General features: G+C 72.0%; 16 protein-coding genes and 5 pseudogenes. 10 read left to right on the forward strand and 11 right to left on the reverse strand.

Features of this window, described 5'->3' with window-relative positions; all coding sequences use genetic code 11:
- Positions 1-540: 540 nt before the first annotated feature.
- Positions 541-657, forward strand: a pseudogene (locus ACFCZF_RS32615) (IS5/IS1182 family transposase); the annotation flags it as partial.
- Here the strand turns inward: ACFCZF_RS32615 and ACFCZF_RS32620 are convergent.
- The 6 genes and pseudogenes from ACFCZF_RS32620 to ACFCZF_RS32645 all read right to left on the reverse strand — a co-directional run.
- Positions 655-753, reverse strand: a pseudogene (locus ACFCZF_RS32620) (class F sortase); the annotation flags it as partial. The pseudogenes ACFCZF_RS32615 and ACFCZF_RS32620 overlap by 3 nt on opposite strands.
- A pseudogene (locus ACFCZF_RS32625) lies at positions 745-876 on the reverse strand (IS30 family transposase); the annotation flags it as partial. The pseudogenes ACFCZF_RS32625 and ACFCZF_RS32620, both read right to left, overlap by 9 nt.
- Before the next feature lie 94 nt (positions 877-970).
- Complete coding sequence (locus tag ACFCZF_RS32630) at positions 971-1,207, reverse strand: helix-turn-helix domain-containing protein (protein WP_376674703.1); 237 nt, start codon at positions 1,205-1,207, stop codon at positions 971-973.
- Between the two features lie 14 nt (positions 1,208-1,221).
- The gene (locus tag ACFCZF_RS32635) at positions 1,222-1,560 is read right to left on the reverse strand and encodes a helix-turn-helix domain-containing protein (protein ID WP_376674704.1); all 339 of its coding nucleotides are present in this window, start codon (positions 1,558-1,560) and stop codon (positions 1,222-1,224) included.
- Positions 1,557-1,940 carry a type II toxin-antitoxin system RelE/ParE family toxin gene (locus ACFCZF_RS32640; protein ID WP_376674705.1) on the reverse strand — a complete coding sequence of 128 codons (384 nt, stop codon included), beginning with the start codon at positions 1,938-1,940 and terminating at the stop codon, positions 1,557-1,559. Before ACFCZF_RS32640 ends, ACFCZF_RS32635 begins: the two co-directional genes overlap by 4 nt.
- Before the next feature lie 52 nt (positions 1,941-1,992).
- Positions 1,993-2,412, reverse strand: coding sequence for a gamma-glutamylcyclotransferase family protein (locus ACFCZF_RS32645; protein ID WP_376674706.1), 420 nt, complete (start codon positions 2,410-2,412; stop codon positions 1,993-1,995).
- A 154-nt stretch (positions 2,413-2,566) separates the two neighbouring features.
- Here ACFCZF_RS32645 and ACFCZF_RS32650 point away from each other — a divergent pair, with 154 nt between their 5' ends.
- Positions 2,567-4,210 carry a M4 family metallopeptidase gene (locus ACFCZF_RS32650; protein WP_376674707.1) on the forward strand — a complete coding sequence of 548 codons (1,644 nt, stop codon included), beginning with the start codon at positions 2,567-2,569 and terminating at the stop codon, positions 4,208-4,210.
- 67 nt (positions 4,211-4,277) lie between these two features.
- Here the strand turns inward: ACFCZF_RS32650 and ACFCZF_RS32655 are convergent.
- Positions 4,278-4,861, reverse strand: a pseudogene (locus ACFCZF_RS32655) (NADPH-dependent FMN reductase).
- Between the two features lie 292 nt (positions 4,862-5,153).
- Between ACFCZF_RS32655 and ACFCZF_RS32660 the strand changes: the two are divergent.
- Together ACFCZF_RS32660 and ACFCZF_RS32665 are read left to right on the forward strand one after the other, a co-directional pair.
- A complete protein-coding gene (locus ACFCZF_RS32660; RefSeq protein ID WP_376674708.1) occupies positions 5,154-5,687 on the forward strand; it encodes a hypothetical protein in 534 nt (177 codons plus the stop codon).
- 135 nt (positions 5,688-5,822) lie between these two features.
- Positions 5,823-6,443, forward strand: a complete 621-nt coding sequence (locus tag ACFCZF_RS32665; RefSeq protein ID WP_376674709.1) for a class F sortase — start codon at positions 5,823-5,825, stop codon at positions 6,441-6,443.
- On the opposite strand, the gene ACFCZF_RS32670 is transcribed toward ACFCZF_RS32665, so the two are convergent.
- Positions 6,381-6,782 carry a winged helix-turn-helix transcriptional regulator gene (locus ACFCZF_RS32670; protein WP_376674710.1) on the reverse strand — a complete coding sequence of 134 codons (402 nt, stop codon included), beginning with the start codon at positions 6,780-6,782 and terminating at the stop codon, positions 6,381-6,383. The two genes, ACFCZF_RS32665 and ACFCZF_RS32670, sit on opposite strands and share 63 nt — an antisense overlap.
- Before the next feature lie 139 nt (positions 6,783-6,921).
- Between ACFCZF_RS32670 and ACFCZF_RS32675 the strand changes: the two are divergent.
- Positions 6,922-7,852 (forward strand): annotated as a pseudogene (locus ACFCZF_RS32675) (NAD(P)-dependent oxidoreductase).
- Here the strand turns inward: ACFCZF_RS32675 and ACFCZF_RS32680 are convergent.
- A complete protein-coding gene (locus tag ACFCZF_RS32680; protein WP_376674711.1) occupies positions 7,849-8,631 on the reverse strand; it encodes a sulfite exporter TauE/SafE family protein in 783 nt (260 codons plus the stop codon). The pseudogene ACFCZF_RS32675 and the gene ACFCZF_RS32680 overlap by 4 nt on opposite strands.
- Before the next feature lie 210 nt (positions 8,632-8,841).
- On the opposite strand from ACFCZF_RS32680, the gene ACFCZF_RS32685 reads away from it, so the two are divergent.
- Genes ACFCZF_RS32685 through nirD form a run of 3 tightly spaced genes read left to right on the forward strand, consistent with a single transcriptional unit; the run spans position 8,842 to position 13,099 of the window.
- A complete protein-coding gene (locus ACFCZF_RS32685) occupies positions 8,842-10,080 on the forward strand; it encodes an NAD(P)/FAD-dependent oxidoreductase (protein ID WP_375924424.1) in 1,239 nt (412 codons plus the stop codon).
- Positions 10,080-12,701 (forward strand): nitrite reductase large subunit NirB, encoded by a 2,622-nt coding sequence (gene nirB, locus ACFCZF_RS32690; RefSeq protein WP_376674712.1) that lies wholly within the window; start codon positions 10,080-10,082, stop codon positions 12,699-12,701. The genes ACFCZF_RS32685 and nirB overlap by 1 nt, the downstream gene beginning before the upstream one ends.
- Entirely contained in the window at positions 12,698-13,099 is a 402-nt protein-coding gene (gene nirD / locus ACFCZF_RS32695; protein ID WP_375924420.1) for a nitrite reductase small subunit NirD, read from the forward strand. Before nirB ends, nirD begins: the two co-directional genes overlap by 4 nt.
- Before the next feature lie 38 nt (positions 13,100-13,137).
- Here the strand turns inward: nirD and ACFCZF_RS32700 are convergent, their stop codons facing one another.
- A complete protein-coding gene (locus ACFCZF_RS32700; RefSeq protein ID WP_376674713.1) occupies positions 13,138-14,295 on the reverse strand; it encodes an RNA-guided endonuclease InsQ/TnpB family protein in 1,158 nt (385 codons plus the stop codon).
- 277 nt (positions 14,296-14,572) lie between these two features.
- Between ACFCZF_RS32700 and ACFCZF_RS32705 the strand changes: the two genes are divergently transcribed.
- Together ACFCZF_RS32705 and ACFCZF_RS32710 are read left to right on the forward strand one after the other, a co-directional pair.
- Positions 14,573-15,523 carry an SMP-30/gluconolactonase/LRE family protein gene (locus ACFCZF_RS32705; protein ID WP_375924416.1) on the forward strand — a complete coding sequence of 317 codons (951 nt, stop codon included), beginning with the start codon at positions 14,573-14,575 and terminating at the stop codon, positions 15,521-15,523.
- 124 nt (positions 15,524-15,647) lie between these two features.
- Positions 15,648-16,802 (forward strand): alkaline phosphatase PhoX, encoded by a 1,155-nt coding sequence (locus ACFCZF_RS32710; RefSeq protein ID WP_376674714.1) that lies wholly within the window; start codon positions 15,648-15,650, stop codon positions 16,800-16,802.
- Between the two features lie 39 nt (positions 16,803-16,841).
- Here the strand turns inward: ACFCZF_RS32710 and ACFCZF_RS32715 are convergent, their stop codons facing one another.
- Positions 16,842-17,774, reverse strand: a complete 933-nt coding sequence (locus tag ACFCZF_RS32715; protein ID WP_376674715.1) for an oxidoreductase — start codon at positions 17,772-17,774, stop codon at positions 16,842-16,844.
- Positions 17,775-17,823 lie beyond the last annotated feature (49 nt).

Below are 17,823 nucleotides of genomic sequence, written 5' to 3' on the forward strand. Positions count from 1 at the left end.
GGAGGAGTACGGTCACGTTTGTTGTGCCTCATTTGTTGTTCGCTGTTTTTTTTTGTTTTTTTTGTCTTCCTCTCCCCCCTCCCCCCCTCTTCCTTCCCCCCCCCCCCCCCCACGACGGCAGTCACATGCCGAGCATGCGGCGTACGGCATCGGCCGGGTCCACGCCCGGCAGGTAGGCGACGACGAGCACGCCCAGGACGAGCGCGGTGCTAGCGCCGGCCTTGTTGGCCAAGCCCTGGACCGTGGTCGTCGTCGCGTATATCGAGGTCTGACGGCGTCAGACCCTGCGGAGCGGTCCGGGTCCCTGCGCCTGCAGCCGTCCCCTGCAGCACCGGCCGGACACCGGCCCGCGCGGACGGCTCAGCGCCTGATGGCGAACGTCTGCTTGTCGGTTTTGCTATGGCTGATCCGAGTCCTGCCGCATTGTCAGTGAGCGTTTTCCAACCTGGCGGCTGGGGTGGGCGGTTGGGCTGACAGACAGGTAAAGCCCCTGGTAGATGGGTTTTCGACCAAGAAATCCGTCTCCACCAGAGGCTTCGTGTGCTTGTCTACCCGTCCGGCGTCGACGTGTCCAGCTCTGCCCTGCGCTTCCTGTCCGTCAAGATCCGCCAACGCCGACGGGAGCTCGGTACCCGCTGGCGGCGCCTGAGATCCGACGCTCCCCTGGTACCCGGTACTGCGTGAGTAGTCGCCGCCGCAGGTGATGACCCGCAGCTCGGGGCGTGGCGCCGCGCCGTAGAGGCCCTCAGCTGGGCTGTCCAAGCCGAGCGCCTTTCGGGGCCTGGAGTTCAGTCCGGTAGCTGCGTGGGCCAGGTCCTCCCTGGTGTACTTCGACAGGTCTGCACCCTTCGGGAAGTACTGCCTCAGAAGGCCATTCGCCATCGCAGTCCCGTGGGTCGGGTGTTGCGACGATCATTAGAACCCAGGCGTTTCTGGCGGGCTTTCGCATGGGCGAAGCCTGGACTGCGCGTCAAGCGGCTTCGTCGTGCGGGGTGAAGCTGATGGTCAGGTCGGCGCCGAGAGCCTGAGCCAGGCGGCGCAGGAGGGGAAGCGTGGGCACGGTCCCACCGCTTTCGAAGCGGGAGATCTGCGGCTGCTTCACCCCGCACCGCTCGGCCAGCTCGGCCTGGGACAGCCCGAACTCGATGCGCCGGTCGTGGACGAGTTGCCCGAGCTCACGGGCGAGCGAGGAAGGCGGGTGCTGCATAGGTCCTCCCCGTCTCAGGCCGCTGGGGCGACGATGGTGACGGTGGGCTCGTCTCCGCCGGCGAGGTGTACGTCCACCGTGAGGTCCAATGCGCGGGCCAGGCGCATGATGATTGCGATGGGCGGCAGCTCGGTGGCCGTCTCGATGCTTTCGATGTCCTCGACGCCGACGTGCATGCGATCGGCGAGGTCGGCCTCGCTCAGGCCCAGCTGCTTACGCCGGTCGTAGACGGCCTTGCCCAACGTCATGGCGAGGCCGGCCTCTTCGTAGACCCGGTCGTACTCGGGGTCGGCGTCCAGGTGTTCGCCCAGCAGCCGGCGGTGTCGACGGGTCCTCCATTCGCTGTGGTTCATCGGTTCTCCTTGAGGTTGCGGCTGTAGAGGTCGTGCTCGGCGGCGGCTTCGTGCTCTGCCTCGCACAATCGCTGTGCGGCGTGGGCGCGGTCCACTTCAGCCTGCTCGCGCATCTTGGTCTTGCGGAACACGGTGAGCAGCACGACGCGCCGGCCGGGCGCCAGCCCGTAGGTGATCCGCTGGTGGGCATCGCCGAGGCAGAAGCGCAGCTCGCGGAGCTTGCCGCCCAGGTGGCGGGAGTGCGGTTCGTCGAGCGTGGTGGGCTGCTCGGCGAGCAGGTCGGCGACGCGTTCGGCCTGCGTGTAGTGATGGGCGGGAATGTTCTCCAGCCACAGCCGCACCTCCGGCTCGATCTCGATCGAGTACCGCCCACTGTCCATAGCGCCGATGATATATCGCACGGGGGTGACCGCAGCGGAGGCGCGGTAGTCGTCAGCGCACCGGCCAGTCCCCGCCCTCGATCCGGGTGCCGCGTGTCCGTAGCCGGGCCGCGACCGTCGGGGCCGCGACGTACGCCCAGGCGCGCACGGTCGTGCCGTCGCGGTCCCGCACGACGTTCTTGGCCACCCGCTCGTACAGGTTGCGCGGGTCGCCCGGCACGTACTCCTCCAGCAGGTCCAGGGCGGCGAGCAGGTCGTCGTACGCCTCCGGTACCGCGGTGACGAGGTCGCCGCGCACCACGCCGCCCGGCTCCTCGACGGCGTAGGGGTAGCCCGGGCCCTCGTACAGCACGGCGCCGGTGAGGCGGGCCGGTTCCTCGGCGCGGGTGCGGCCGCCGAAGAAGGGGCGGTGGTAGCGGCCGCCGGGGCGCAGCGTGCCGTAGACGAAGAACGGAAGTCGCGGGGTGTCCACGAGGGGTCATCCTCTCCCCTCACGTCTCCCCTCATGCCTCTCATGATCTTCACGGGAGGGTTCTGGACATGACATGTCATGCGCGCTTAAACCTGTGGGGACATCAGCGCCTCCCCCCACGCGCCCCGAAGCGCTCCTCCCCCCAAGGAGTCCGATGAGCCGAATACGGCACGTCCGAGGTTCCCGTCTCGCCACCGCCGGCATCGCCGCTGGTACCGCGACCCTCCTGGTCGCCGCACTCGCCCCCGGCGCCGGCGCGGCCGACCGGCCGACTCCCGCCGCCGCCCTCGACCACGCGGCGGCGGCCCTCGTGGACCACGCCACGCCCCTCGGCCTGACCTCGGCACAGGACACGAAGGCCCGCGACGTCATCGTCGACGAGGACGGCACCCAGCACATCCGCTACGACCGCGCCTACCGCGAACTCCCCGTCCTGGGCGGCGACTTCGTCGTCCACCTCGAACCCGACGGCGACTACCGGGACGCGAACCGCGCGACGAGCGCCCCGGTCTCCCTCCCCACCGTCACCCCGGAGCTGTCGGCCCCCAAGGCCGCCGACCTGGCCGCGAACACGCTGCGCGCCGCCAACCCGGGCGAGCTCCTGAAGAAACTCACCGCCAAGCCGCAGCTGGTCGTCGACGCCCTGCACGGCACCCCGAAGCTGGCCTGGCGCACGAACGCGGCGGCGCTGGACTCCCTCGGCAACCCGGTCGCCCGCACCGTGCTCACCGACGCGCGTACGGGCGCCCGGATCGACGCCTGGGACACCATCGAGTCGGCGTCCGGCGACGGCAAGTCGCTGTACGGCGGCACGGTGCCGCTCCAGACGACGCAGTCGGGATCGTCGTACCAGCTCAAGGACCCGACGCGCGGCAACACTTACACCGGCGACGCGGAGAACCAGACCGACCTGTGCTTCCTCGGCGTCTGCCTGGTCCGGGCGCCCTCGACGCCGTTCACCGACGCCGACAACCACTGGGGCTCGGGCACGTCGGCCGACCGCGCCTCGGCCGCGGTGGACGCGCAGTACGGCACGGACATGACCTGGGACTACTACAAGGACGTCCACGGGCGCAGCGGCATCGCCGGCGACGGCAAGGGCTCGTACAACCGCGTGCACTACGGCAACCGGTACAACAACGCCTTCTGGGACGACAGTTGCTTCTGCATGACGTACGGCGACGGTGACGGGACGACCTTCGGCCCGCTGGTGTCGCTGGACGTCGCCGGGCACGAGATGTCGCACGGGGTGACGTCGGCGACGGCGGCGCTGACGTACTCGGGCGAGTCCGGCGGCCTGAACGAGGCGACCTCCGACATCTTCGGCACGCTGGTGGAGTGGCACGCGGGCAACTCCACCGACGCCGGGGACTACCTGATCGGCGAGAAGGTCGTCCGCTCCGGCTTCGGCCGCGACGCCCTGCGCTACATGGACAAGCCAAGCAGGGACGGCAGTTCGGCCGACTGCTGGAGCACGTCCGTCGGCGACCTCGACGTGCACTACTCCTCCGGGGTCGCCAACCACTTCGCCTATCTGCTCGCCGAGGGCAGCGGAGCGAGGACCGTGGGCGGCGTGGCCTACGACTCGCCCACCTGCGACGGCTCGACGGTGTCCGGGATCGGCCGGGACAAGCTCGGTGACATCTGGTACCGGGCGCTGACAGTGTACATGACCTCGTCCACGGACTACGCGGGCGCCCGCGCGGCCACCCTGAGCGCGGCCGAGGACCTGTACGGCGCTGACAGCACGGAGTACGCCGCGGTGGGCGCGGCGTGGAGCGCGGTGAACGTGGGCTGACCACCCGTCCCCGTCCGCCCCGGCGCCGGCCGGCATCCTCGCCGTGAGGGTGCCGGCCGGCGTCGGGTCAGGCGTCGTACGGGCGCTTCTCCTTCGCCTCCCGCAGGGCGCGCCCCCACCACACCAGCTGGTCCAGCATCGTCTTCGCCGCCGCGTCCGGTCCCGACGGGTCCCTGAGCCCGCCCTCGTCGTCGAACGAGGCGCCCGCGTTGTGGAAGGAGACGGTGTCGCGGACGGTGACGGCGTGCAGCTCGGCGAAGACCTGGCGCAGGTGCTCCGAGGCGCGCAGGCCGCCGGCCAGACCGCCGTAGGAGACGAGGCCGACGGGCTTGGCCCGCCACTCGTTGAAGTGCCAGTCGATGACGTTCTTCAAGCCCGCCGGGAACGAGTGGTTGTACTCGGGGGTGAGCACGACGAACGCGTCGGCGTCCGCCAGTTTCGGGGTGATCTCCGCCAGCGCGGCGGTCGCCTCCGGGGTCGGGGCGAAGTCGTGGGCAGCTCGGTCGCGGCGACGTCCACCACCTCGGGGACCAGGTCGTCGTGGGCCCGGAGGTGGTCGAGGAGCCAGTCGGCGACGACGGGGCCGAAGCGGCCGTGGCGGTTGCTGCCGACGATCAGGGTCACATGGAGCGGAGCGGTCGTTGTGTTCATGTGCGACAGCCTGATACCTCGACTTTGCTTGAGGTCAAGTCGTGGTGTCGGCGGGTCCGTCCTCAAGGCACCGGTCACCCGTTCACACCCGCGCCGCGCACCCTTCGGGATCTTTTCCGGCGCACCCCGCCGCACGCCGGTGACCTGCTGAAACGGCGTCCCGGGTGGGCCCGTCGGGGCCGGGCCCGACACCCGTTCATCCCATTCCCGGCGCATCCTCGGGGAGCGGGGCGCGTCCGGTGCGACTTTCCTCGGTAGGGCAGGGGCCACCGAAGAGCTCAAAGGAGCACCGATGCGACGTACCGCCCGCCTGCTGACCGGTACCGCGCTCGCCGTCGCGGCCGTCGGCCTCGCCGCCCCGGCGCCCGCCTACGCCGGGGAGGCCGCAGCGACCGGTGGTCTGGAGGTGTACCCGTCCTCGGTCGTGCCGGGCGAGCCGGCCACGGTGACCACGGCGGCGTGCGGTGAGGGCGGTTCGGCGGCGGGCGACGCCAGCGCGGTGGGCGCCGGTGCGTTCCCGCTGGCGCCGGGCACCGACGAGGACGAGTCGGTGGGCCGCTTCGAGGTGCCGCCGAGCGCGCAGCCGGGGACGTACGAGATCGTCGCGACCTGTGGCGGGAACGGCCTGCGGGTGACCGGCGACCTGGTGGTCACGCTGACCTCGGCCCGTGAGCAGGTGTATCCCAAAGGAAGCGTGAAGACGGGGGTCGGCGGCGCTCTTGGCCCCGACCCCGTGCAGACCGCGGCCGGTGTGGCGGCTCTGGCCGTCGCCGCCGCGGGCGGTACCTGGCTCCTGCATCGCCGGGCGAGAGGCGACGGGATCTGACGGGCACCCTCCGCTGCCCGTCCGCCGGTACCGCACTTCCCCACCCCCTCCGGGTCCGACGCCCCTCGCGGCCCGGAGGGGGCAGGGGCCTACAGAGGGACCCGCTACCGAGGAACCCGAGGGAGAGGGGACGTCATGCGCAGGGTCGGCAACACCGCGATAGCGGCCGTCACCGCGGTCGCCCTGTGCGCCGGGGCGTGGCTGCTCGTCGGCGGCGCCCAGGCCGAGGCCCCGCCGCAGCCGTCGGCCGCGCAGGCCCGCACCGGGCAGACCGGCGAGGCCGCCGCGGCGCCCGCGCTGCCGCCCTCGCCGCCGGACCGCGTCCGCATCCCGGCGATCGGCGTGGACGCCCCGATGACGGGCCTCGGCCTGACGCCGTCCGGCAGCCTCGACGTGCCGCCCGCCGAGGAGGAGAACCTGGCCGGCTGGTACGAGGCCGGCACCACCCCGGGCGAGACGGGCACCGCGGTCGTCGCCGGGCACGTCGACAACGCCGAGGGCCCCGCCGTCTTCTACCGCCTCGGCGCCCTGGAGAAGGGCGCCACGATCGAGGTCGACCGGCGCGACGGCGGCGTCGCGGTGTTCACGGTCGACGCGGTGGAGGTGTACGCCGCGAAGGACTTCCCCGACGAGAAGGTGTACGGCGCGGCGAACCGGCCCGAGCTGCGCGTCATCACCTGCGGCGGCGACTACTCACGCAGTACCGGCTACCAGGGGAACGTGGTCGTCTTCGCGCACCTCACCGGCGGCCGGTGACGCGTTCAGCACGTTCGCCTTCCCCCACGCGCCGAGCGGCGCCAGCGCCTCGTTGAGGGCGACGCCCCGGGCGGTCAGCGAGTACTCCACGCGCGGCGGCACCTCGGGGTACTCCTCGCGGTGCACGATGCCGGCGGCCTCCAGCTCCCGCAGCTGCGCGGTGAGCACCTTCTCCGTCACGCCGGGCAGCTCCCGGCGCAGGGCCCCGAAGCGGTACGGCCGCTCGTGCAGCGCCCAGAGGATGAGCCCCTTCCATTTCCCGCCGATCACGTCCATCGCCGCGTCGATCCCGCAGATGTACGCCCCCGGCCGCCGCGCCGTCCCGGTCCCAGTCCCCATAACCCGTCTCCCCGTCCTGTCCCTGTCCGCTGCCTGTGTCCGCTGCCTGTGTCCGCCGCCTGGATGCTTCCCCGGGGGTAACCACCCACTTCCAAGTGCGTACTTGAGCGGCGGCCCCCCTCGGCGGAGCCTGATCACCATGACCGACACCACGACCGACACCATCACTGACAAGGCATCCGCTCCCCGTATTCCGCGCACCCCGCTCACCGTGCTCGGCACCGGCGCCATGGGCACCGCACTGGTCCGCGCCTGGCTCGCCGCCGGGCACCCCGTGACCGTCTGGAACCGCACCCCCGCCCGCGCCGAGGCCCTCGCCGCCGACGCTGCGACGGTCGCCGCGAGCGCGGCCGAGGCGGTGGCCGCGAGCCGCCTGGTGATCGCCTGCCTGCTCGACGACGCCTCGGTCGGCGAGGCCCTCGACGGAGCCGACCTGACCGGGCGGGACCTGGTGAACCTCACCACCGGCACGCCCGCCCAGGGCCGCGCCCGCGCCGCGTGGGCGAAGGAGCGCGGGGCCCGCTTCCTGGACGGCGGATCATGGCCGTACCGCCGATGATCGGGGAGGCCGGTTCCGGCGGGTACGTCTTCTACAGCGGCTCCCCCGCCCTGTTCGAGGAGCACCGGGACACCCTCGCCGTCCCGGCCGGTACGCGCTACGTCGGCGAGGACGCGGGCTTCGCGGCGCTGCACGACGTGGCGCTGCTGAGCGCGATGAGCGGGCTGTTCGCGGGCGTCACCCACGCCTTTGCGCTGATCCGCCCGGAGGACATCGCCCCGAAGGAATTCGCGCCGCTGCTCGTCTCCTGGCTCACCGCGATGACGCCGGCCGTGCACCACGTGGCCGAGCAGTTGGAGAGCGGCGACTACACCCTGGGGGTGGTGTCCAACCTCGCGATGCAGGCCGCCGGGAACGCCACGCTGCTGCGCACGGCCGAGGACCAGGGCGTGAGCGCGGAGTTGCTGACGCCGTACATGGAGCTGATGGCCCGCCGTGTCGCCGACGGCCACGGGGCGAGGACGGAACTGGCATGATCGACCTGCTGGACCTGCGCGGGCGAACCGCCTAGGCCACCCACTGCTCATAAGCCAGGTTCGCCACCAGCGCGAAGACGACCGTCAGCAGCACGATCCGGACGAAGCCGCTGCCCTTCTTCAGGGCCGTGTGCGCGCCGAACATGCCGCCGGCGAGGTTGAAGAGCGCCATCAGGGCGGCCAGCTGCCACAGGACGGCGCCCTGCCAGGCGAACGTGGCGAGGGCGCCCGCGTTGGTGCAGCAGTTGACGATCTTCGCGGTGGCGGAGGCGGTCACCAGGTCCAGGTGGAGGACGGCGGTGAGGGCCAGGACCAGGAAGGTCCCCGTGCCCGGGCCGACGAGGCCGTCGTAGAAGCCGATGCCGAGGCCCGCGAGGCCGATCGCGGCGAAGATCCGGCGGCGGGTGACCGGGCCGGTGGCGGGGGCTGTGCCGAAGGCCGGGCGCAGGATCACGAAGGCCGCGACCGCGAGCAGCACCACCATGATGACCGGCTTGAGCACCTCGGTGCTCATCCCGGCCGCGAAGAAGGCCCCGCCCGACGATCCGGCCAGCGCCGCCAGTCCGATGCGGACGGCCGTGCGGACGTCCACGGGCGCCTTGCGGGCGTAGGTCACCGCCGCGCCGGTGGTGCCGACGATGGCGACCGCCTTGTTGGTGCCCAGCGCGTGCGCGGCCGGCGTACCGGCGGGCAGCCCGAGCAGCAGCGCCGGGAGCAGCAGGAGCCCGCCGCCGCCGACCACGGCGTCGATCCAGCCGGCCGCGAGTGCGGCGAGGCAGAGCAGAACGACCGTGGTCAGCGATATGTCGGGCATGATCGCGAGCTTATGGACGGTGTGGATGTGCCGTCCATCGAGATGAGGGACTTCTGAGCTTGCCGACCGGTCGCCGACCGGTCGCCGGCCGGTCGCCGGTCGCCCGCCCGCGTCCCTCACACCCGCCCCCCGCTCCCGCTGAGGGCAGCGTTCCCCGCGGGAAACAGACGCGATGCCACCGGGTAACACCCGCACCGCACGCTCGGTGCCATGACCTCGAATACGCGTGTGGTGGTGATCGGCGCCGGACTCGCGGGCGTGACGCTCGCCCGGCGACTCGGTGAGCTCGGCACGCCCGCGCTGCTGGTCGGCGACGAGGAGCACCGCCCGTACAACCGGGTGCTGCTCGCCGAGGTGCTGGCCGGCCGGTACAGCCCCGAGGTGATCGCCCTGCCGGCGCCCGCCGGACTGCTGCGCGGCCGGGTCACCGGCATCGACCGGGCCGGGCGGACGGTCCGCTGCGCCGACGGCGCTGTGATCGCGTACGACCACCTGGTCCTGGCCACCGGCTCCAACGCCGTACTGCCGCCCCTGCGCGGCCTGTTCACTCCGGACCGTGAACTGCCCGAGGGCGTACACGCCTTCCGCACCATGGACGACTGCCTGGGGCTGTCCAAGGCGGTACGGCACGGGGTGCGGGCGGTCGTCATCGGGGGCGGGCTGCTCGGGGTGTCCGCCGCCCGTGCGCTGGCCGTGCGCGGCGCGCAGGTCGTCCTCGCCCAGCAGTCCGAGCGGCTGATGGAGCGCCAGCTCGACCCGGCCGCGTCCGCGCTCGTGCGGCGGCACCTGGAGGACCTCGGCGTCGAGGTGCACACCGAGTGCCGGGTGCGGGACGTGCGCAGCGTCGGTGGCGCGGTGCGGTCGGTGGAGATGGCCGACGGGTACGCGCTCGGCGCCGACCTGGTCGTCCTCGCGTGCGGGGTCCGGCCGCGCGTCGGCCTCGCGCGGGCGGCGGGACTTGAGGTCGCGAAGGGCGTGGTCGTCGACGACGAGCTGCGCACCTCCGACCCGCACATCCACGCCGTCGGCGACTGCGCCCAGCACGCGGGACGCGTGTACGGACTGGCCGCCCCGGCCCTCGAACAGGCGGGCGCGCTGGCCGAGCTGCTCGCCGGGGACGACACGGCCGCCCGTTACACCGGCACCCGGTCCCTGACCCGGCTCACCCTCACCGGGCCCGGCGGCCCCTTCGGGCCGGACAGCCCCTTCGACCTCGCCGCGTTCGGCGAGACCGACCCCCGTCCCGGCGACGACGTCGTGCAGCTCGCCGACGCCACCCGGGGCACCTACCGCAAGGTCGTCGTCCGCGACGACCGGCTGGTCGGCGGGGTCCTGGTCGGCGAACTCGGCACCGTCGGCGCGCTCGCGCGCGCCTGGGAGGGAGCAGAGCCGCTCCCGTCCGACGGCGGCCCCCTGCTCCACCTGCTCACCAATGACGGAGGCTCCTGATGACCGCCACCCCGGGGCCCGCCCCCACCATCGTGCTCGTCGGCCACGGCATGGTCGGCCAGCGCTTCCTCGAAGCGCTCGCCGAGCGCGGCCTGACCGGCACGCACCGCGTGGTCGTGCTGTGCGAGGAGCCGCGCCCCGCCTACGACCGCGTCCAGCTCACCTCGTACTTCTCGGGCAGGACCCCCGACGACCTGTCGATGACCGACCTGGCCTTCATCGAGGAGCACGGCATCGAGCTGCGCGTCGGCGACCCGGCGGTGACCGTCGACCGGGACGCCCGCAAGGTGACCGCCCGTTCCGGGCTGGTCGTCGAGTACGACGTGCTGGTGCTGGCCACCGGCTCCTACCCCTTCGTCCCGCCGGTCCCCGGCAAGGACGCCGAGGGCTGCTTCGTCTACCGGACGATCGAGGACCTGCTCGCCATCGAGGAGTACGCGAAGAACGCGACGACCGGCGCGGTGGTCGGCGGTGGACTACTCGGTCTGGAGGCGGCGGGGGCGCTCAAGGGCCTCGGACTCACCTCGCACATCGTGGAGTTCGCGCCCCGCCTGATGCCGGTCCAGGTCGACGAGGGCGGCGGCGCGGCGCTGCTGCGCACCATCGAGGGCATGGGCCTGTCCGTCCACACGGGAGTGGGCACGCAGGAGATCCTTACCGGCGAGGACGGCGCCGTCACCGGCATGAAGCTGTCCGACGGTTCCGAACTCGCCACCGACCTCGTGGTGTTCAGCGCCGGTGTCCGCCCCCGCGACCAGCTGGCCCGGGACTGCGGCCTGGCGGTCGGCGAGCGCGGCGGCATCAGCGTCGACGAGCAGTGCCGTACGGTCACCGACGCGCACGTGTTCGCGATCGGCGAGTGCGCCCTGGCGTCCGACGGGCGGGTGTACGGGCTGGTGGCGCCCGGTTACGAGCAGGCCGAGACGGTGGCCGCGACGATCGCCGCCGACGAGGCGTCCTTCACCGGCGCCGACCTGTCCACCAAGCTGAAGCTGCTCGGCGTGGACGTGGCGTCCTTCGGCGACGCGCACGGCACAGCCGAGGACTGCCTGGACGTCGTCTACTCCGACTCCCGCGCGGGCCTCTACAAGAAGCTGGTCGTCGGCCGCGACGGCACGCTGCTCGGCGGCATCCTGGTCGGCGACGCGGAGGCGTACGGCACGCTGCGCGCCTTCACCGGCTCCGTTCCGCCGGTCTCCCCCGAGTCCCTCGTGCTGCCCGCCGGTGCCGGGGCCCCGGCCCAGCTGGGCCCGTCCGCGCTCCCCGACGACGCGGTGATCTGCTCCTGCCACAACGTCACCAAGGGTACGATCCGCGGCGCGGTGACGGAGCACTCCTGCACCACCGTGCCCGAGGTGAAGAAGTGCACCAAGGCCGGCACCGGCTGCGGCTCCTGCGTCAAGGTGCTCGGCCAGCTGGTCACCGCCGAGCTGGAGGCGAGCGGCGTCGAGGTCGACAAGGGCCTGTGCGGCTGCTTCGCGCAGACCCGCGAGGAGCTGTACGAGATCGTCCGCGCCCTGCGGATCACCTCCTACCGGGACCTCCTCGACCGGCACGGCCGCGACGGCGCCCGGGGCGGTGACGGCTGCGAGGTCTGCAAGCCGGCGGTCGGCTCGATCATCGCCTCCCTCGCCCCGGCGATCGGCGCGAGCGGCTATGTCCTGGAAGGCGAGCAGGCCGCCCTCCAGGACACCAACGACCACTTCCTGGCCAACCTCCAGAAGAACGGCTCCTATTCGGTCGTCCCGCGCATCCCCGGCGGCGAGATCGCCCCCGAGAAGCTGATCGTCATCGGCGAGATCGCCCGGGACTTCGGGCTCTACACGAAGATCACCGGCGGTCAGCGCATCGACATGTTCGGCGCCCGCGTCGAGCAGTTGCCGGTGATCTGGGCCCGGCTGGTGGACGCCGGCTTCGAGTCCGGGCACGCGTACGGGAAGTCGCTGCGCACCGTGAAGTCCTGCGTCGGCCAGACCTGGTGCCGTTACGGCGTCCAGGACTCGGTCCGGATGGCGATCGACCTGGAGCTGCGCTACCGGGGGCTCAGGTCCCCGCACAAACTCAAGTCGGCGGTCTCCGGGTGCGCCCGCGAGTGTGCCGAGGCCCAGTCGAAGGACTTCGGCGTGATCGCGACGTCCAACGGCTGGAACCTCTACGTCGGCGGCAACGGCGGCGCCACCCCGCGCCACGCGGACCTGCTCGCCCAGGACCTCTCGGACGCCGAACTGGTCCGCCTGATCGACCGGTTCCTGATGTTCTACATCCGCACCGCCGACAAACTCGAACGCACCTCCACCTGGCTGGAGCGCGTCCCGGGCGGCCTGGACCACGTACGGGACGTCGTCGTGCACGACTCGCTCGGCATCTGCGACGAGCTGGAGTCCCTGATGTCCGCCCACGTCTCGCACTACCGCGACGAATGGGCCGAGACCATCAACGACCCCGAGAAGCTGGCCCGGTTCGTGTCCTTCGTGAACGCCCCCGACACCCCCGACCCGGTCGTGGGCTTCGTGCCCGAGCGCGACCAGATGAAGCCCGACCTGCCGCTGCTGAACATCGGCCTGCGGCGCACCGAGGAAGACCTCGAGAACGACCTCCTGGAAGGAAGCACCCGGCGATGACCCTGGCACCCGAGACGACGGCACCCGAGACGACCGACCTGAAGGTACGACTGCGCCTGACGGACGACTGGTTCACCGCCTGCGACCTCGGCGCCCTGCTCCCGGGCCGGGGCGTCGCGGCCCTGCTGCCGGACGGCGGCCAGGTGGCCCTGTTCCGCGACCGGAACGGCGAGCTGTACGCCATCGACAACCGGGACCCGTTCACCGGCGCGGCGGTCCTCTCCCGCGGCCTGACCGGCACCCACCGGGGCCGCCCGTTCGTCGCCTCCCCGCTGCTCAAGCAGCGCTTCGACCTGGCGACCGGGGTGTGCCTGGACGACGAGGCGGTGCGGGTGGAGACGTACGAGGTCAACTACCTGGCCCTGAAGGACCGGGCTTGCAGGCAGAGTGAGACGTGATGCCGATGCCCCACTGTGGGTTCCTGCGTCCGGAACGGCTAGGCCGTTCTGGGGCGGTTGACTGCGCCCCGCTGCCACACAGCATCGGCCCGGTGGGCGATGTTGCGGGAGCCGTTGTGGTCCGCGTGCAGGATCGTCCCGCAGGACTTGCACACGAACCTCGCTTGGTCGATCCGGTTGGACCGGTGGGTGTGCCAGCAGTTCGAGCACTGGCGGGAGGTGTTGCGCGGGTCCACGTGGACCACGGGCACACCAGCCCGCTTGGCCTTGTACTCAACGAAGGAGCCGAGCTGGGCGAACGCCCACGAGGAAAGCCGTGCCCGCTGGTCTTTCTTGGCCGTAACCCTCTGCCGGATACCGGTCAGGTCTTCCAGACCGATACCCCGGGAGGTGCGTTCAGCGGTGGCGACGAGCTTCTTGGCGATGATGTGGTTGCGCTGGGTGGCGTAGCGGGCCTCCTTGCGCCGCTGGCGCTTGAGGACCCGGGCAGCGGACTTGGTCCGCTTCTTCTGGAGCTTGGACCGCAGGTCCCGCTTGCGCTTCCGGTAGCGGTAGACCTGCCGTCCGGACATGATCTGCCCGTCCGAGGTGGTGGCGATATTGACGATCCCGAGATCCACCCCGAGGAAGCCATCCGGCTCCGACACGGGCGGTTCGGGGATGTCGATGGTCGCGATCAGGAAGAACATGCCGTCGCGCATCACCAGATCGGATTCGCCCTTACGGGAGGCAAGGAGCTTCAACGCCTGGGACGAGCACACGAACGGGATGCCCTTCAGCCGCCCGGCCACCGTCCAGATGCTGACCGTCTGCTGATCGAGGTTCCACGTCAGGATGCGGTCGTCGTACGGCTGAGCCGCCGCCTCCCGAAACCCGATCGGCCTCGACTCGGCCCGCGCCCGGCGCTTGGAGCCCTCCGGGCCGCAGTTCCCCGCCCGCAGGTTGGCCTTCAGCGTCGCGTACGCGTCGCACACCTTCTTCACCGTGCGCACAGCAGCCTGCGCCCCGAGATCGAAGTCGGCCTTGATCCGATGGTACACCGCATCCTGCAACACGTTTCGGCGCTTCAGGTCCTTCGCGAACGCCACCTCGGAGGCTACGTTCGCCGCCCGGTTGCAGGCACGCAGGGTCGCCGCCAACGCGTCCGCATCATGAGCGGACGCAGGCAACAACTTCACCTGCGCGACAATCTTCACACAGAACAACCTACTAGCTTCCGGTCATGGAGGACAAGTTGAGGTACAAGCACGGTCTTTCGCCCCCGGGGGGCGAAACCCCGCCTCCTGCCCCACTACGCGGGATCTTCGATTCCTCCCCGCCCTAAAGGACGGGGCATCCTCGAAGGACACCCGGTGAAGGCAGCGTAGGCCGCGCCGGGCTGTCGGTTTCCTGTCAAACCCGGCCGCCCGGTCGAGTTCGGCGGGGCAGTCGGGTTTCATCGAGTCCCCGCCCTTCTCCCACGGAGGTCGCACCATGACTCGCAACCGTCCCCGCCCGTCCCGGCGCACGGTGCTCGGCGGTGCCGCCGTCGCCGCGTTGACGGTGGCGGCCGCCGGGACCGCCCCTGCCCAGGCCGCCGCCCGCGAGGCGACGTGGCCGACGGAGTTCCCGCTGCCCGACGGCTGGCTGCCCGAGGGCATCACCATCGGGCGCGGGCCCTACGCCTACATGGGTTCGCGCGCCGATGGCGCCGTCTACCGCACCGACCTGCGCACCGGCGAGGGCCGCGTCGTCCACGAGGGCGCCACGGGTCTCGCCGCCATCGGCCTGAAGCTGGACCACGACGGCCTGCTGTACGTCGCCGGGGGCGGCGGCGGAACCGCGCGGATCATCGACTCACGCACCGGCGAGCTGCTGCGCACCCACCGACTCACCGGAGCGACCGGCCACTTCGTCAACGACGTGGTCCTGCTCGGCGACCGCGCCTGGTTCACCGATTCGTACGGTCCCGTCCTGTACGGCGTCCCGCGCGGCCGGCGCGGCGGTGTGCGCGCCCTCCCGCTGACCGGCGACTGGGAGCAGACGCCGGACGTCATCAACGCCAACGGCGTCGTCTCCACCCCCGACGGCCGCGGACTGATCGTCGTCAAGATGACGGCGGGCGAGCTGTACCGCGTCAGCCTCCGGACCGGCCGTGCCACGCGGATCACCCTGGTCGGCGCGGACGACGTCGTCAACGGCGACGGCCTGGTCCGCGTCGGCCGCACGCTGTACGTCGTACAGAACCGGCTCAACCTGGTCAGCGTGTGGGACCTGGACGCGAGGGCGGGCAGGGCGACCCTGCGCCGCACGATCACCGACCCCCGCTTCGACGTCCCGGCCACCGCCGCCCGTTTCGGCGACCGCCTCTATCTGGTCAACGCGCGCTTCACCAGCCCGCAGACGCCCGAGACGACGTTCACGGCGGTGGCGGTGGACCGCTGAGGGGGCGCGCCGCCCAGCCGTCACGGATTGTCCATGGACTGTCAACCGAGCTGTCCTAGGGTCCAAGCCGCACGCTCCCGCCGCCGTCCGGCGGCGGGGCCGGTCATGACCCCCGGAGGCAGCAGTGGAACGTCGTACCCTCCTGCGCACGGCCATCGTCGGCGGCTCGGCCGTCCTCGGCGGAACCCTGTGGCGCGGTGCCGCGTACGCCGCGCCCGCCCAGCCCGGCAGCGGCCCGTACGGGGCGCTCGGCGGGCCCGACGCCAACGGCATCAGGCTGCCCGGCGGCTTCACCAGCAGGGTGATCGCCCGTTCCGGGCAGAAGGTGGCGGGCACCTCGCACACCTGGCACAACGCGCCGGACGGCGGCGCCTGTTACGCGGACGGCGCCGGCTGGATCTACGTCTCCAACTCGGAGATCAACCCCTCCGGCGGCGCGAGCGCGGTGCGGTTCTCGTCCACCGGGGCGGTCACGTCGGCGTACCGCGTGCTGTCCGGCACCCGGCAGAACTGCGCGGGCGGCAGGACCCCGTGGAACACCTGGCTCTCCTGCGAGGAGGTGGACCGCGGCTACGTCTACGAGACCGACCCGTGGGGCGTGAAGGCCGCGGTGCGGCGGGACGTCATGGGCCGCTTCAAGCACGAGGCGGCGGCGGCCGACCCGGACCGCCGGGTCGTGTACCTGACGGAGGACGTGAGCGACGGCTGCTTCTACCGCTTCCGCCCGACGACCTGGGGCGACCTGTCGTCCGGCACGCTGGAGGTGCTGGTCGCCGGGTCGGCCACCAGCGGGCCGGTGACCTGGGCGAGGGTCCCCGACCCGTCCGGCGCCACGGCCACCCGGAGCCAGGTCTCCGGTGCCAAGCGCTTCAACGGCGGCGAGGGCTGCTACTACGCGGACGACACCTGCTGGTTCACGACCAAGGGCGACAACCGCGTCTGGCAGTACAACGCGGCCGCGCAGACCATCGAACTGGCCTACGACGACTCGCTGGTGACGTCCGGCACGGCCCCGCTCAAGGGCGTGGACAACGTCACCGGCAGCTCCTCCGGCGACCTGTTCGTGGCGGAGGACGGCGGCAACATGGAGATCTGCGTGATCACGCCGAGCGACGTGATCGCCCCCTTCCTGCGCATCGACGGCCAGTCCGGATCGGAGATCACGGGCCCGGCGTTCTCGCCCGACGGCACGCGGCTGTACTTCTCCAGCCAGCGGGGGACGAGCGGAAGCTCCTCCGGCGGGATCACGTACGAGGTACGCGGGCCGTTCCGGGCGTAGCGCGGTCCGGCCGCCGTCGCGACGGCCGGGCGTACGCGCTCAGGCCCCCAGCGCCTCGTAGCTGATACCCGTGAGCCGCTCGGAGGCGGCCCACAGCCGCTCCCCCATCGCGTCGTCGGTGGTCCAGGGCGCCCGCCAGGACGGTGCGGGCGCCCCGCGCCACATCGCGAAGGACGGGCCGGTGAAGGAGTCGGAGGGGACACCGGGCGCGGTCGCCGCGTACAGGACGGGCAGCGCGCCCGCCTCGACGGGCTGGGCGACGACCCGGGTGGCGAGCACCATCAGCCGCTCGGCGAGCCGGCGCCCCTCGGCCCGGGGACCGGCGGTATGGAGGTTGGTCTCCGCGTATCCCGGATGGGCGGCGATCGCACGCACGTCCGAGGCGCAGTCCCGTGCCGCGAGCCGCCGCGCCAGTTCGTGGGTGAAGAGCAGGTTGGCGGACTTGGAACGGGCGTAGGCGGTCCAGCGCCCGTACCGCCATACGTTGTTGAGGTCGCGCGGATCGATGTTGGCCAGCGCGTGCAGGAAGCTGGAGACGGTCACGATCCGGGCGCCCGGCGTGGCGAGCAGGGTGGGCAGCAGCAGCCCGGTGAGGGCGAAGTGGCCCAGGTGGTTGACGCCGAACTGGGTCTCGAAGCCGTCCGCTGTCGTCCCGTAGGGCAGCGCCATCACCCCGGCGTTGTTGACGAGGAGATCGACCCGGTCGTACGGCAGCCCGTACGCGAACTCCCGGACCGAGGCCAGGTCCCCGAGGTCCAGCCGCGCCAGTTCCACGGCGGCGTCCGGCACCTCGCCGACGAGGCGCTGAACGGCCTCGCTCCCCCGCGCCTCGCTGCGGCAGGCGAGGACCACGCTCGCCCCCTTGCGCGCCAGTTCCCGGGCCACGACGTAGCCGAGGCCGCTGTTGGCGCCGGTGACGACGGCGACGCGCCCGTCCAGGCCGGGCATGTCGCCCACGTTCCAGCCGGTCATCCGCGGCTCCTTCCCTGGTCCGGACCCCTCTCACCGTACGCGCCCGGCA

The sequence above is a fragment of the Streptomyces sp. NPDC056296 genome (assembly GCF_042268605.1).
In the GTDB taxonomy this organism is placed as follows: domain Bacteria; phylum Actinomycetota; class Actinomycetes; order Streptomycetales; family Streptomycetaceae; genus Streptomyces.

Coding starts and splice junctions, on each gene's coding strand:
- ACFCZF_RS32630 (WP_376674703.1), bottom strand. CDS start 1,207: ATGCAGCACCCGCCTTCCTCGCTCGCCCGTGAGCTCGGGCAACTCGTC.
- ACFCZF_RS32635 (WP_376674704.1), bottom strand. CDS start 1,560: ATGAACCACAGCGAATGGAGGACCCGTCGACACCGCCGGCTGCTGGGC.
- ACFCZF_RS32640 (WP_376674705.1), bottom strand. CDS start 1,940: ATGGACAGTGGGCGGTACTCGATCGAGATCGAGCCGGAGGTGCGGCTG.
- ACFCZF_RS32650 (WP_376674707.1), top strand. CDS start 2,567: ATGAGCCGAATACGGCACGTCCGAGGTTCCCGTCTCGCCACCGCCGGC.
- ACFCZF_RS32660 (WP_376674708.1), top strand. CDS start 5,154: ATGCGACGTACCGCCCGCCTGCTGACCGGTACCGCGCTCGCCGTCGCG.
- ACFCZF_RS32665 (WP_376674709.1), top strand. CDS start 5,823: ATGCGCAGGGTCGGCAACACCGCGATAGCGGCCGTCACCGCGGTCGCC.
- ACFCZF_RS32670 (WP_376674710.1), bottom strand. CDS start 6,782: ATGGGGACTGGGACCGGGACGGCGCGGCGGCCGGGGGCGTACATCTGC.
- ACFCZF_RS32680 (WP_376674711.1), bottom strand. CDS start 8,631: ATGCCCGACATATCGCTGACCACGGTCGTTCTGCTCTGCCTCGCCGCA.
- ACFCZF_RS32685 (WP_375924424.1), top strand. CDS start 8,842: ATGACCTCGAATACGCGTGTGGTGGTGATCGGCGCCGGACTCGCGGGC.
- nirB (WP_376674712.1), top strand. CDS start 10,080: ATGACCGCCACCCCGGGGCCCGCCCCCACCATCGTGCTCGTCGGCCAC.
- nirD (WP_375924420.1), top strand. CDS start 12,698: ATGACCCTGGCACCCGAGACGACGGCACCCGAGACGACCGACCTGAAG.
- ACFCZF_RS32705 (WP_375924416.1), top strand. CDS start 14,573: ATGACTCGCAACCGTCCCCGCCCGTCCCGGCGCACGGTGCTCGGCGGT.
- ACFCZF_RS32715 (WP_376674715.1), bottom strand. CDS start 17,774: ATGACCGGCTGGAACGTGGGCGACATGCCCGGCCTGGACGGGCGCGTC.